At 72.9% G+C, this 12,891-nt stretch carries 10 protein-coding genes; 4 read left to right on the plus strand and 6 right to left on the minus strand.

All coding sequences use genetic code 11. From position 1 onward, the window contains the following. The coding region (locus RH94_RS01090; protein WP_234425436.1) for a PspC domain-containing protein at positions 1–1,227 on the minus strand (1,227 nt) is incomplete at its 3' end. Between the two features lie 213 nt (positions 1,228–1,440). Between RH94_RS01090 and RH94_RS01095 the strand changes: the two genes are divergently transcribed. Together RH94_RS01095 and RH94_RS01100 are read left to right on the plus strand one after the other, a co-directional pair. Next, entirely contained in the window at positions 1,441–2,730 is a 1,290-nt protein-coding gene (locus tag RH94_RS01095) for an ATP-binding protein (RefSeq protein WP_073945809.1), read from the plus strand. Next, the gene (locus RH94_RS01100) at positions 2,730–3,449 is read left to right on the plus strand and encodes a LuxR C-terminal-related transcriptional regulator (RefSeq protein ID WP_073945797.1); all 720 of its coding nucleotides are present in this window, start codon (positions 2,730–2,732) and stop codon (positions 3,447–3,449) included. The genes RH94_RS01095 and RH94_RS01100 overlap by 1 nt, the downstream gene beginning before the upstream one ends. A 15-nt stretch (positions 3,450–3,464) precedes the next feature. Here the strand turns inward: RH94_RS01100 and RH94_RS01105 are convergent, their stop codons facing one another. Then, positions 3,465–4,514, minus strand: a complete 1,050-nt coding sequence (locus RH94_RS01105; RefSeq protein ID WP_234425437.1) for a C40 family peptidase — start codon at positions 4,512–4,514, stop codon at positions 3,465–3,467. Positions 4,515–4,882: 368 nt separating this feature from the next. On the opposite strand from RH94_RS01105, the gene RH94_RS01110 reads away from it, so the two are divergent. Further along, the gene (locus tag RH94_RS01110) at positions 4,883–5,236 is read left to right on the plus strand and encodes a hypothetical protein (RefSeq protein ID WP_073945799.1); all 354 of its coding nucleotides are present in this window, start codon (positions 4,883–4,885) and stop codon (positions 5,234–5,236) included. A 3-nt stretch (positions 5,237–5,239) separates the two neighbouring features. Here the strand turns inward: RH94_RS01110 and RH94_RS01115 are convergent, their stop codons facing one another. Both RH94_RS01115 and RH94_RS41100 read right to left on the minus strand, forming a co-directional pair. Further along, positions 5,240–6,205: a tellurite resistance/C4-dicarboxylate transporter family protein gene (locus RH94_RS01115; RefSeq protein WP_073945800.1), complete on the minus strand. Its 966-nt coding sequence runs from the start codon at positions 6,203–6,205 to the stop codon at positions 5,240–5,242. Between the two features lie 74 nt (positions 6,206–6,279). Further along, positions 6,280–7,545 (minus strand): C40 family peptidase, encoded by a 1,266-nt coding sequence (locus tag RH94_RS41100; protein ID WP_073945801.1) that lies wholly within the window; start codon positions 7,543–7,545, stop codon positions 6,280–6,282. Between the two features lie 286 nt (positions 7,546–7,831). Here RH94_RS41100 and pcrA point away from each other — a divergent pair, with 286 nt between their 5' ends. Beyond that, positions 7,832–10,300 carry a DNA helicase PcrA gene (pcrA, locus tag RH94_RS01125; RefSeq protein WP_073945802.1) on the plus strand — a complete coding sequence of 823 codons (2,469 nt, stop codon included), beginning with the start codon at positions 7,832–7,834 and terminating at the stop codon, positions 10,298–10,300. Between the two features lie 9 nt (positions 10,301–10,309). Here the strand turns inward: pcrA and RH94_RS01130 are convergent, their stop codons facing one another. Both RH94_RS01130 and RH94_RS01135 read right to left on the minus strand, forming a co-directional pair. After that, positions 10,310–11,878, minus strand: a complete 1,569-nt coding sequence (locus tag RH94_RS01130; RefSeq protein ID WP_073945803.1) for a M23 family metallopeptidase — start codon at positions 11,876–11,878, stop codon at positions 10,310–10,312. Positions 11,879–11,952: 74 nt separating this feature from the next. Further along, a complete protein-coding gene (locus RH94_RS01135) occupies positions 11,953–12,819 on the minus strand; it encodes an esterase/lipase family protein (RefSeq protein ID WP_073945804.1) in 867 nt (288 codons plus the stop codon). Between the last annotated feature and the right edge of the window lie 72 nt (positions 12,820–12,891).

Below are 12,891 nucleotides of genomic sequence, written 5' to 3' on the forward strand. Positions count from 1 at the left end.
CTGCCACGTCCGGTGGGCCCAGTGCGTGCTGATGTCCTTCGGAAGCGCCGCGGAGACGGCGAGCAGGGCCGCGGTGACCAGTGCCAGCAGTACCGAACCGGCACCCGTCCGCCCCAGGAAGGCGCTCACCGCCATGCCCAGGCCGAACACGGCGAGCGCGCAGGCCAGGCCGGCCTGCAGGCTGGTGCCCAGCGCGTGGTCGTGCCAGGTCAGCCCGGTGCCGAGGCCACCGGCGAGCAGAGCCAGCAGGAAGACCCAGCCGCCGATCCAGCGTGGGCCGCGCGGGAGGCGCGGCTTGGCGCAGGCCGGGCGTACGTCCTCGCTTTCGCGGAGGCCGAGGCTGATGTTGACGGCCGCGGCGACGTCCCGGTCCCGCGAGTCCCGCGGCCCCCACAGGTAGCCCGTGCCGCCGACGTGGGTGCCGTCCTTGACGATCGGGTCGCGCCACCAGGAGGGGTAGGCGGCGGGCACCGGTGGCGCCTGCGCCTCCGGCGGGGCGTCGGCGACGGCCTGGGCGGCCAGCGGGTCGGGGTCGGGGGCACCGCGGTGCTGCGACCAGTAACCGGCCCCCGCGAGGAGCAGGGACAGTACGACGCCGAAGGTCAGCACACTGGCGTTGCTCAGCATCGACAGGAACGCCCCGCAGCCGACCAGCGCGAATATCACGGCCGCCAGCGCCTGGCCGTCCACCCGGCCGGTGAGGAGCTTGCGCACCTCGTTCTCGTCCTCGTCCTCGTACGGCACGAAGAGCCAGGCGAAGCCGTAGAAGATGAGGCCGATCCCGCCGGTGGCGGCGAGCACGGACAGCGTGATCCGGAAGATCACCGGGTCCATGTCGCACTGCCGGCCCAGCCCGGCGCACACCCCCGCTATCACCCTGTGCGGCCGCTCCCGCCGGAACCCCGCCCCGGCCCGGGCGTCCTCCGGTCCTGCCTCGGCTCCCGGGTCCGCCCCGGCCCGGGCGTCCGGGTCCGGCCGCGGCCCGGTGGGTGTGCCCGGCTGCTTCGCCGCCCCCGTGGTGCCCGTCACGTCTTCCTCCCCGGTCGGGCGGGCCTCGCCGGCCGTGCCCGGCCGTCCGTCCGCTCGCCGCGCGCTCGCCCGCTCGTGCGCACGCGGCTCCTCACCCGCACTCGCGCCGGGCACGGTGTCCCGCGGCCCGGCGCCCTGGGCCGGGCGGGGGCCGGGGCCGGGACCCGAGCCCGGCGCGGCATGCTGGTGATTCGTCATGCGTCCATGGTGACGGGCGTGCCGCCGCCGCGGCAGCCGGGACGACCCTGGCCGAACCCTGATTCGTCCCTGAGCCGCGGCCGGGGGTGCCTGTGACCGGCCCGCCGGGCCGTGACCGCCGGGCCGCGACCGCCGGGCGTCGTCGAAGATCAGGGGCGTCTCGGGGGCGGACCCTGATGTCCCGGCCGCGCCGGCCGTGTGACCATCAATGGCATGCCGGAAGCCGCAGCAGTGCCTCTCGACGACCCGTGGCCGCCGCGCAAGCTCTACCGCAGCAGCGACGGACGCTGGCTGGGCGGAGTGGCGCGGGGCCTCGCCGGGCACCTCGGGCTGCCCGTGGTCTGGGTGCGGCTCGTTTTCGTCGGCCTGTTCATGGCCGACGGGCTCGGCGCCCTGCTCTACGCGGCCTTCTGGTTCTTCGTACCCCTGGGCGTGGGCGGCGTCGGCGGCCAGAAGCCGCCGTCCTTCGTCACCGCGGAGACCTCGCCGGACGGCCGCCGCAGAATCGTGGCCCGCAAACCGGACAAGGGCCAGATCGTCGCCCTGCTCCTCATGGTCGTCGTCGCGATGGCCTTCGTCGGCAGCGTCAACCTGGGCAACGGCGCCAAGGTGTACCTGTTGCCGGCCGTCCTCGTCGCCGCGGGCGTCGCCCTGGTCTGGCGCCAGGCGGACAACGCCCGCCGGGCCCGCTGGGTGGAGGTCGGCCGCCGTCGCCGCACGCTCACGCTGCTGCGCGCCGGTGCGGGCGTCCTGCTGGTCACGGCCGGTGTCTCCACCATCTTCGTGCTGCAGGGGTCCGCCGCCCACCTCGGCTCGGTCCTCCAGGCGGCCCTCGCGGTCCTCGTCGGCATCACCCTGCTCGCAGGCCCCTACCTCGTGCGCATGACCCAGGACCTCTCCGAGGAGCGGTTGATGCGCATCCGCGCCCAGGAGCGTGCCGAGGTCGCCGCCCATGTCCACGACTCGGTGCTGCACACCCTCACCCTGATCCAGCGCAACGCGGACAACGCGGGCGAGGTCCGCCGCCTTGCCCGCGCCCAGGAGCGCGACCTGCGCGCCTGGCTCTACAAGCCGGAGGGCAACGGCAAGGACGAGGCCGACGAACCGGACACCCTCGCCGAGGCGGTCAAGCGCAACGCCGCCGAGGTCGAGGACAAGCACGGCGTCCCCATAGAGGTGGTCGTGGTCGGCGACTGCCCGCTCGACGACCGGATCGGTGCCCAGATGCAGGCCGCGAGGGAAGCCATGGTGAACGCCGCCAAGTACGGTGGCGAGGGCGGCGCCGTCCAGGTCTACGCCGAGGTCGAGGGCAGGACGGTCTTCGTGTCCGTCCGGGACCGCGGACCCGGTTTCGACCTCGACGCGATACCCGCGGACCGGATGGGTGTCAGAGAATCGATCATCGGCCGTATGGAGCGCAACGGGGGGACGGCCCGGCTGCGGAACGTGCCGGACGGCGGCACGGAGGTCGAGCTGGAGATGGAGAGGGCGGAGAACACGTGATGAGCGACCCGACCGAGGCGAACGGTACGACCGGAGCGGAGACGGCGGGGGCGGGCGGGCGGCACGCGCGCGTGGTCCTCGTCGACGACCACCGCATGTTCCGCACCGGGGTCCAGGCCGAGATCGGCCGGACCGAGCAGACCGGCGTGGAGGTGGTCGGGGAGGCCGCGGACGTCGACCAGGCGGTCACGGTCATCACCGCGACCCGGCCGGAGGTGGTCCTGCTCGACGTCCACCTGCCCGGTGGCGGCGGGGTGGAAGTGCTGCGGCGCTGCGCCGCGCTGTCGGCCGACACGGAGCGGCCCGTGCGCTTCCTCGCGCTGTCCGTGTCGGACGCGGCGGAGGACGTGATCGGCGTGATCCGCGGCGGGGCGCGCGGCTACGTGACCAAGACGATCACGGGCGCGGACCTGATCGACTCGATCTTCCGGGTCCAGGAGGGCGACGCCGTCTTCTCCCCGCGTCTGGCCGGCTTCGTCCTCGACGCCTTCGCCTCGACCGACGCCCCGCCGGTCGACGAGGACCTCGACCGGCTCACCCAGCGCGAGCGGGAGGTCCTGCGCCTCATCGCCCGCGGTTACGCCTACAAGGAGATCGCCAGGCAGCTCTTCATCTCCGTGAAGACGGTGGAGTCCCACGTCTCGGCGGTCCTGAGGAAGCTCCAGCTGTCCAACCGCCACGAGCTGACCCGCTGGGCGACGGCACGCCGGCTGGTGTGAGCGGGGCTCCGCCGCTCACACCACCCGCGTCGCCCCCGCGAACGGCATCTCGTCGACGGGGGCCAGGCGGACCGGGGCCGAGGGGTTCGGGGCGTGGATCATCCGGCCGTTGCCCACGTAGAGGCCGACGTGGCTGATTCCGGAGTAGAAGAACACCAGGTCTCCGGGGCGCAGTTCGGAGCGTGGGACGCGACGTCCCGCGTTGATCTGGGCGTAGGTGGTGCGGGGGAGCGAGACACCGGCGGAGCGGTAGGCCGCCTGGGTCAGGCCCGAGCAGTCGAAGGCGTGGGGGCCGGTCGCGCCCCACACGTAGGGGCTGCCGAGCTTGTCGTAGGCGTAGGCGACGGCCGCCCCCGCCCGGGAGCTGGTGGCGCCGGACGCGACCTGTGCGTCGGCGGGGATGGCGTGTCCGGTGTCCCCGGTCCCGCCGGTCTCCGCGCGCTGTCGCGGTGACAGACGGGACAGCAGCCGCCGGGCCTCGTCCAGTTTGGCGGTGATCGTCTTCTTCTGCCGGCGCAGTTCCGCCTGCCGTGATGTGAAGGAGGTCAGCTCCACGTGCGCGTCCCCGCGCAGCTGGTCGATCTCCCTCAGGTGTCTGCGTACGTCGGCCACGGCGGCCGTCTGCCGGGCTCCCGCCCGCTCGGCGAACGCGGCCCCGTCCAGGTACTGCCGCGGGTCGTCGGACAGCAGCAGCCGCACCACGGGGTCGACCCCGCCGTCCCGGTACTGTGCCGCGGCGATCGAACCCAGCGCGTCCCGCGCCGAGTTGAGCTTCTCCTGTCTGCGGGCGGCCTCGTCGCCCAGTGTCCTCAGCCGCTTCTCGGCCGCGTCCGCCCTCTCCCGGGCGGCGTCGTACTTCTCGGTGGCGGTCTCCGCCTCCCGGTACAGCTGGTCCACCCTGGCCCTGACCTGCTCCGGCGTGGGCTGCGGCGCGGCCTGTCCGGTGCCGTCGAGGCCGGCCGCCGTCGCGGCGCCCGCGAGGGCGATCGTGGCGGCCGTACGGACCGTGCTGCCGCCGAGCGGATGCCGGCTGCGCCTGCGGTGCGCTGCCACGTGGAGCGTCACGTCCCTTCGTCCTGCCCCCGCGGGGGCGGGTGCGCGTCCGGCGGCGGCCCGCACAGGGGCAGCGGGCCGCCGCCGGACCTTCTCGGCGGTGGTGTCCGGCTGCCGTCCCCGGTCCGGGCGGCGGTGGGGAGCCGGTCACCTGGGGGAGGACGCTAAAGCGCTCCGTGGCGGTCCGGTGACGGCATGTACGGAAGTGGTGTGAGAGGTGCGCCGGGTGACCGTGTGCGACCGGGGCCCGGCCACAAGCGCACCGCCTTCACGTACTGCGATGACCGATACGGGGTTTCAGGGGCGGGCGGGCCGCGCGAGGTGCTACAGGGACGGGCCGGTGTCCGGGGCGTACGGGCCGCTGGCTAGGCTCCGGCCTCATGGACGTACTCATCCATCTCTTCGTCGGTCTGCACATCGTCGGCATCGCCGCGCTGCTCGGCGGTTTCCTCACCCAGATGAAGGCGATGGGCCAGGGCACGGCCCGGTTCGTGCCCGCCATGCTGCACGGCGCGCTGACCATGCTGGTCACCGGTGTCGTCCTGGTCGGGCTCAACGAGGCCGACAGCCACCACGTGAACAACATCAAGATCGGCGTGAAGCTGGCGCTGCTGATCGTGATCCTCGCCCTGGTCTACGTCAAGCGGGACGAGGAGAAGGTGGACAAGGGCATGTTCGGCCTGGTGGGCCTGGCGACCACGGCGAACATCTTCATCGCCGTGCTGTGGACGTGACGCTCAGCTCAGCGCCCTGAGTTCCGCGCGCGCGTCCAGCACCGCCCCGGCGGCGACCGCCAGCCACGCCGCCACCGCGACCCACAGCAGTACCTCCCCGAGCCCACGCAACGGGACGTCCGCGGCGGCCGCGAGGGACAGGCCCGCCGTCGCCGTCATGCCCAGGGGGAACACGGTCGACCAGCGGCGTACGTCGTAGCTCGGCCGGGGCCGCACCACCTCGGCGACGGCCAGCACGGCGTACCAGCACAGGTCGAGTACGAACAGCGCGAGGGTCACCGTCCGCAGCACACCGCTGTCGTCGATGTTCCACAGGTACGGGCCGCCGCTGCCGACGGCGATCAGCCTCGCGCCGGCGAGCGTCGAGATCGCCAGCGCCCCGCCCGCCACCCACTGGTCCCCGGGCCCCTCGAAAATCTGGCGCAGGTCGAAGCAGCCCAGGGCGAGGACGTAGAGCGCGAGCCCGAGCCAGAAGAACACCAGTGCCGTGTGCGCCAGCCATGCCGTGGCCTCCGCCCTGGCCAGGGTGGCGCCGAGCACGGCCAGGCCCTCCGTGGCCACGCAGCTCAGGAACACCGCCCCGGGCATGGGCCGCCGGGAGTTGCGGACGACCAGCACGATGAGCCACGGCCACAGCACGACGGCCAGCGCGAGCAGCGCCCCGGCGAGGGGCTGCCACCCCAGCGCCGAGAAACGGGTGCCGAGCACGGTCGTCGCGGCGACGGCGGTGAGCGCGGCGGGCGTCCCCGCCTCGGCCGTCCACCGCGACCGGTCGCCCAGCAGCCGTGCGACGAAGTCCGCGGCCAACGCCAGCCAGGCGACGCAGCCCACCGCCAGGATCACGAGGGACAGCAGTTCGTGGCCCGTCAGATCCAGCCCGGTCGAGAGGATGCCGGTGGCCATCACGGCGGCCCCGGCCGCCGGCGGACGCTGCGCCAACCAGACGCGGAAGGGTGAGGTACCGGGCATGGCCCGATGCTAAGTACCTCCGCGCGCCGTGCGAGCGGGGCACGCGCGCGGGTGCACGCGAAAGGGCATCCTTTTCAGGCGGGGCGCACCACGCGGTGGACGGACGTCTCGCCGTCGCGGTGGATCGATTCCTCACGGACGTGGGCGCCGGGGCCCGGGGCGTGGATCATCACGCCGTCGCCGGCGTAGACGCCGACGTGGTCGGTGTCGCCGGAGGGGGAGGCGAGGAGGACGAGGTCGCCCGGCCGCGCCTCGGCGAGCGGAACCGCGGTCCCCGCGTGGGCCTGGTCGCGAGTGGCGCGGGGCAGGGTGACGCCGGCGGCCCTCCACGCGGCCTGGGTGAGACCGGAGCAGTCGTACGACCCGGGGCCCGACGCACCCCAGACGCACGGCTTGCCGATCTGAGCGCGGGCGAAGGCGAGCGCCTTCTCGGCCTTGGTCGCGCACATCGCGTACGCGGAGTCCGACGCCGGGCCGGGCGGCGCGGGGTCGGGCGACGCGGGGCTGGACGGCGCCGGGGCGGGCGACGCGGGTCCTGACGGCGCCGGTCCGAAGGGCGCGGGTCCGGACCACGCAGGCCCGGAGGGTGCCGGGCCGGGCGGCGCGGGGTTGGACGGCGCCGGGGCGGGCGACGCGGGTCCCGACGGCGCCGGTCCGAAGGGCGCGGGTCCGGACCACGCAGGCTCGGAGGGTGCCGGGTCGGGCAGTCCCGGTCCGGTCGGCTCCAGGGGGTCCGGGGCCGTGGCCTCCCGCACGGTCGTCGCCGACAGCAGTACGCGCGCGTGGGCCAGCTTCTCCTGCACGGCGGCCTTGGCCGTGGCGATGTCGTACCGCGGCTCCGCCGGCGGCTCGGGGGCCCGGGGGGCCTCCCGCGGTCGCGGGGGCGCGGCCGGCCGTGTGGCCCGGCCGCCGGCCAGACCCTTGTGGCGCGCGTTCAGCCGGCTCATCACCTGTGCCTGGTCGAAGTAGCCCTGCGGGGTCTCCGCGAGCAGCAGGTCGGCGGTCTCGGAGGCGGTGTCACCGGTGAGGTACGGGGCCGCCGAGAACGAACCCAGCCTCTGGCGTGCCTTGCCGAGCACGTCGGTGCGCTTGGCGACGTCGTCGAGCAGCGCCGCGACCAGGCCGCGCTGCCGTGTCCCCTTCTCCTGCTTCTCCTGGGCGGCCCGCCGCACGGTCGCCGAACCGGCGCGGCCGTAAAGGTAGTCGAGCTTCTTCTCGACCTCTTCGAGGCTCGGCCTGCCGCCGTCGTCCGAGGGGACGGCCTCCGGGGCCTGGGAGGCCAGGGCCACCGAGGCCGGGGCGGCCGTGGCCGCAGGATGCGCCTTGCGGTGCGACGCCAAGGGGAGCGACTCCTTCCGTCGTCCGCCTGCCGGGTCGGTTCACGGCTCGGCGGAGGCCGCACCGTCCGGCGACGTTCGCCGGTGGGGGGTCGTGCGGCCGGACGGCACGCTAACCAACTTGTGTGACTTGTGTGAAGTTCAGTGCGCAGTATGTCCGATACGGTTCCGATATGTTTTCGTTACCTCGCTGTCGACGCGGTCCGGGGGAGGGCGCGGCCCGGCGGAAACGGTCATCTTTCCGGGGCGGCCACGGGTTGTCGGTGGAGCGTCCTAGACTCGTAGAGCGATGAGCAGCCTCTTTGACGACAGCTTCCTGGCGGACCTCCAGGCCCCGCGCGGCCACGAGGAGGAGCCCCCGCCGCCGCCCGAGGACGATCACGCTCCGGAGCCGGTTCCGGACGATCTGTTCGGCGGGAAGTTCGACGTGCCCCCGGACCCGGAGGCCGGTGAGCGGGACGCCTACTACCGCGACGGCGCCCACCGTCCGGTCGTGGATCCGGCCGCGCTCCTGGAGGGGCTGAACGACAACCAGCGCGCCGCCGTCGTCCACTCCGGCTCCCCGCTGCTCATCGTGGCCGGCGCCGGCTCCGGCAAGACCCGCGTGCTCACGCACCGCATCGCCCACCTGCTGGCAGAGCGGGGCGTCCACCCCGGCCAGATCCTGGCGATCACCTTCACCAACAAGGCCGCCGGCGAGATGAAGGAGCGCGTCGAGCAGCTCGTCGGTCCGCGCGCGAACGCGATGTGGGTGATGACCTTCCACAGCGCGTGCGTGCGCATCCTGCGCAGGGAGTCGAAGAAGCTCGGCTTCACGTCCTCCTTCTCGATCTACGACGCCGCCGACTCCAAGCGCCTGATGGCCCTGGTCTGCCGCGACCTGGACCTCGACCCCAAGCGCTATCCGCCCAAGTCCTTCAGCGCCAAGATCAGCAACCTGAAGAACGAGCTGATCGACGAGGAGGACTTCGCCGCCCGGGCCACCGACGGTTTCGAGAAGACCCTCGCCCAGGCCTACGCCCTGTACCAGTCACGGCTGCGCGAGGCCAACGCCCTCGACTTCGACGACCTGATCATGACGACGGTCAACCTGCTCCGGGCCTTCCCGGACGTCGCCGAGCACTACCGCCGCCGCTTCCGGCACGTCATGGTCGACGAGTACCAGGACACCAACCACGCGCAGTACGCCCTCGTACGGGAACTCGTCGGCGCCGCCGAGGACGGCCTCCCGCCCGCCGAGCTGTGCGTGGTCGGCGACGCCGACCAGTCCATCTACGCCTTCCGCGGCGCGACCATCCGCAACATCCTCCAGTTCGAGGAGGACTACCCGGACGCGACGACGATCCTGCTGGAGCAGAACTACCGCTCGACGCAGACGATCCTGTCCGCCGCCAACGCGGTCATCGAGCGCAACGAGTCCCGCCGCCCGAAGAACCTGTGGACCAACGCCGGCACGGGCGCCCGCATCACCGGGTACGTCGCCGACACCGAGCACGACGAGGCGCAGTTCGTCGCCGACGAGATAGACCGCCTCACCGACGCGGGCGAGGCCAAGTCCGGCGACGTCGCCGTCTTCTACCGCACCAACGCCCAGTCCCGCGTCTTCGAAGAGGTCTTCATCCGCGTCGGCCTCCCCTACAAGGTCGTCGGCGGCGTCCGCTTCTACGAGCGCAAGGAGGTCCGGGACGTCCTGGCCTACCTGCGCGTGCTGGCCAACCCCGAGGACTCCGTCCCGCTGCGGCGCATCCTCAACGTGCCCAAGCGGGGCATCGGCGAGCGCGCCGAGGCGATGGTCGACGCCCTCGCCCACCGCGAGAGGATCAGCTTCCCGCAGGCGCTGCGCCGCGTCGACGAGGCGTACGGCATGGCCGCGCGCTCCACGAACGCCGTCAAGCGGTTCAACACGCTGATGGAGGACCTGCGGACGATCGCCGAGTCCGGCGCCGGACCGGCCACGGTCCTGGAGGCCGTCCTCGAACGCACCGGCTACCTGGCCGAGTTGCAGGCCTCCACCGACCCGCAGGACGAGACCCGTATCGAGAACCTCCAGGAACTCGCCGCCGTGGCCCTGGAGTTCGAGCAGGAGCGCGGGGAGGGCGAGTCGGTCGCGCTGTCCGACTTCCTGGAGCAGGTCGCCCTGGTCGCCGACTCCGACCAGATCCCGGACGAGGACGAGAGCGACGGGGTCATCACGCTGATGACCCTGCACACCGCCAAGGGCCTGGAGTTCCCGGTGGTCTTCCTCACCGGCATGGAGGACGGCGTCTTCCCGCACATGCGCGCCCTCGGCCAGACCAAGGAACTGGAGGAGGAGCGGCGCCTGGCCTACGTCGGCATCACGCGCGCGCGGGAGCGGCTGTACCTGACGCGCTCGGCGATGCGCAGCGCGTGGGGGCAGCCGTCGTACAACCCGCCCTCCCGCTTCCTGGAGGAGATCCCGCCGGTGCACGTGGACTGGAAGCGGACGGGCGGCTCGGCGCCCCTGTCCTCCGGTCCCGCGTCCGGGGTGGCGGCCTCGCTGTCGTCGTCCCGGTCCCGCTCCTCGGCGTCCGGCGCCTCGGGGTTCGCCACCCGCCGTGCCTCGGAGAAGCCGGTGGTGTCCCTCGCCGTCGGCGACCGGGTCACGCACGACCAGTTCGGCCTGGGCACGGTGGTCGCGGTCAAGGGCACCGGCGGCAACGCCGAGGCGACGATCGACTTCGGCGACGCCAAGCCCAAGCGGCTGCTGCTGCGGTACGCGCCGGTGGAGAAGCTGTAGCGGGGGGACCTACGTCGGGTTGAGGCCGTGGCTGCGCAGCCATGCCAGCGGGTCGATGGGCGACCCCCCGCCGGGCCTGACCTCGAAGTGCAGGTGCGGACCGGTGGAGTTGCCGGAGTTCCCGGAGTAGGCGATCGGGTCTCCGGCCTTGACCGTCGTACCGGAGGGAACCCGGTGGCTGGAGAGGTGGCAGTACCACGTCTCCGTGCCGTCCATCGCGGTCACGATCATCATGTTGCCGTACGCGCTGTTCCACTCCGTGCGGACCGTGCCGTCGGTGGCGGCCATCACCGTCGTCCCGTACGAGACGGGGAAGTCGATGCCGCTGTGCACGGACATCCAGTTCACGCCGGCCTGGCCGTAGTAGGCGCTGAGTCCTCTCGGCATGACGGGAAGGGCGAACTTGGGGCGCAGGCGCTCCTTGCGGGCCGCCTCCTCCGCCGCCTTCTTCAGCTCGGCGGCCTGCTGCGCCTTGAGGTCGATGCGCTCCTGGTAGCGGCTGGCCCGGCCGGCGAAGTCGTTCGCGCCCGCGGACACGTTCCGCAACTGGGTGTCCAGCTTCGCGTTGGCGGTGGAGGCCTTCACCGTGGGCGCGTCGGCCGCGGCCGCCGAGGTGTCCTTGCCGTCGTCGGTCAGTCCGCCCACGGAGGCCGCGGCGATCCCCGCGACGCCCATCACACAGACCGAGGGCACGGCCACCGTGAGCAGCGCGGAGCGCTTGGCGGGGGGACGGCGCCGGGATCGGTTGGCGCTGCGGGAGGCCGCTCGCGGAACCGGGTCCGGGGCGACCTCTTCCTCGTCGTCGAGCAGCGGCGGGAGGGCGGGCATCTCGCCGGTGGCCGCCGACTCCCCTTCCGGCGAGGGGATTTCACCGTGCTGCTCGTGCTGCTCCTGCTGCCCGGTCCCGTCGAAGTCCTCGGCGGCCGTGGTGGTGCCGTCGCTGTTCCACTGCGTGGCGTCGTACGCGCCGGTGTCGAAGGCCTGCGTGCCCCAGTCCCACTGCTGGGTGCCGCCGTCGGCCGGCTGGTCCGGTTGCAGCCAGGCGTTCGCGTCCCACTGGCCGCCGGTGTCGACGGGCCCGGACTGATGGGGTACGGCGGCCTGCTGCGGGTAGCCCGTCGTCCAGGCGGTCGTGTCGTACGCGCCGGTGTCGTAGGCGGCGTGGTGCTGGGCCGCGTACGGGTCGTGGTTCGGCGTCTGGTGGCTGCCCGTGGACCAGTGGGCGGTGTCGTAGGAGCCCGTGGTGTGGGCGTCGTTGGCCGGGAGGCCGCCGAAGAGGGGGTCGGCCGGGAAGCTCCCCGTGCCGTAGGCGCCGGTCTGGAAACCGGTGGCGCCGTAGTCGCCGTAGGTGGTGAAGTCGCCGTACGCGGCTTCCTGTGCGTCGTACGACGCGTAGGGCGTCGAGGCGGCATCGGAAGCCGGGGCCGGGGCGGCCACGCTCCCCGACGGGTGACGGTCGTTCACCAACTTCTCTTTCGCCTCGACAACAGGGGCTGGCAGAGCAGTGCGGCGACTGTACCCGGCGGTATGCGGACGCGACAATCTTCGACAGGTTTCCCGAACACGGGAAACGGGCATTCAGCCGTGTTTCGCCGGTCCGTCGACAGGACTTTGGCTTTTTGTTCGAGGCTTGTTCGACTTGCGTCGTGCCGTCACGCCACCGTCAGACCGCCGGCGCGCGCGACGGACGGGTCGCCGGGCCGCACGGTGTCGAGCGCCTGCCGTATCCCGGTCGCGACGGCGGGATGCACCGGCAGGGCGAGATGTCCGATCCCGCTCACCTGGACGTTCTCCACCCGCAGGTCCGGGTGGTCGATGCAGGCCGACTCCAGCGGGTCCATCAGGTGGTCGAGGTCGCTCCAGAAGCTCACGAACTGCGTGCGGCAGTCCGGCGCCGGGCGGGACAGCTCCTCGATCAGCTCGGAGCCGGGGCGCATCTGGCGCACGATCGGGTGGGCGTTGGCCAGCGGCGCCACCCGGGTGCCGGAGTGCGGGGTGCCGAGGGTGACGAGGGTGCGGACCCGCAGGTCGCCGCCGAGCCGCTGCACGTAGTAGCGGGCGATCAGTCCGCCGAGGCTGTGACCGACGACGTCGACCTGCCTGCTGCCGGTGCGCTCGCAGATCTCCTCTATGTGCCGGCCGAGCAGTTCGGCCGCGGTGCGGATGTCACAGGTCAGCGGCGAGTAGTTGAGGGACTCCACCCGCTGCCGGCCGTGCTGGGCGAGGTTGCGGCGCAGCAGGACGAACACCGAGCGGTTGTCGATGAACCCGTGCAGCAGCACGACCGGGGGCTTCGCCTCCGCCGGCAGCTGGGCGGCGTCGTGCGGCGCGGGCAGCCGGCCGTCCTGGCAGCGGCGCTCCTGGACGATGCCCGAGGGATACAGGAGAAGGTGCCCCGCGAGGATCGCGAGCTCCAGGGCGGTCGCCTTCAGAAGGGCCAGCGAGAGCCCCGCGAGCCTGCAGGGGAGCAGACGCTGGCAGAGCGGAAGAATGGGGTCTGCGACCTTGGTGACCTTCATGGCCGACCTCCTGTCGGCACGCGGGAGGACGGCTCTGTCCCCTGCGTGCCCTCATGGGCAGTCGCGGCGGGG

Origin of the sequence: Streptomyces kebangsaanensis (assembly GCF_001906585.1) — a bacterium.
Classification (GTDB): domain Bacteria; phylum Actinomycetota; class Actinomycetes; order Streptomycetales; family Streptomycetaceae; genus Streptomyces; species Streptomyces kebangsaanensis.

Coding starts and splice junctions, on each gene's coding strand:
- pcrA (WP_073945802.1), top strand. CDS start 7,832: ATGAGCAGCCTCTTTGACGACAGCTTCCTGGCGGACCTCCAGGCCCCG.
- RH94_RS01110 (WP_073945799.1), top strand. CDS start 4,883: ATGGACGTACTCATCCATCTCTTCGTCGGTCTGCACATCGTCGGCATC.
- RH94_RS01095 (WP_073945809.1), top strand. CDS start 1,441: ATGCCGGAAGCCGCAGCAGTGCCTCTCGACGACCCGTGGCCGCCGCGC.
- RH94_RS01115 (WP_073945800.1), bottom strand. CDS start 6,205: ATGCCCGGTACCTCACCCTTCCGCGTCTGGTTGGCGCAGCGTCCGCCG.
- RH94_RS01100 (WP_073945797.1), top strand. CDS start 2,730: ATGAGCGACCCGACCGAGGCGAACGGTACGACCGGAGCGGAGACGGCG.
- RH94_RS01130 (WP_073945803.1), bottom strand. CDS start 11,878: ATGCCCGTTTCCCGTGTTCGGGAAACCTGTCGAAGATTGTCGCGTCCG.
- RH94_RS01135 (WP_073945804.1), bottom strand. CDS start 12,819: ATGAAGGTCACCAAGGTCGCAGACCCCATTCTTCCGCTCTGCCAGCGT.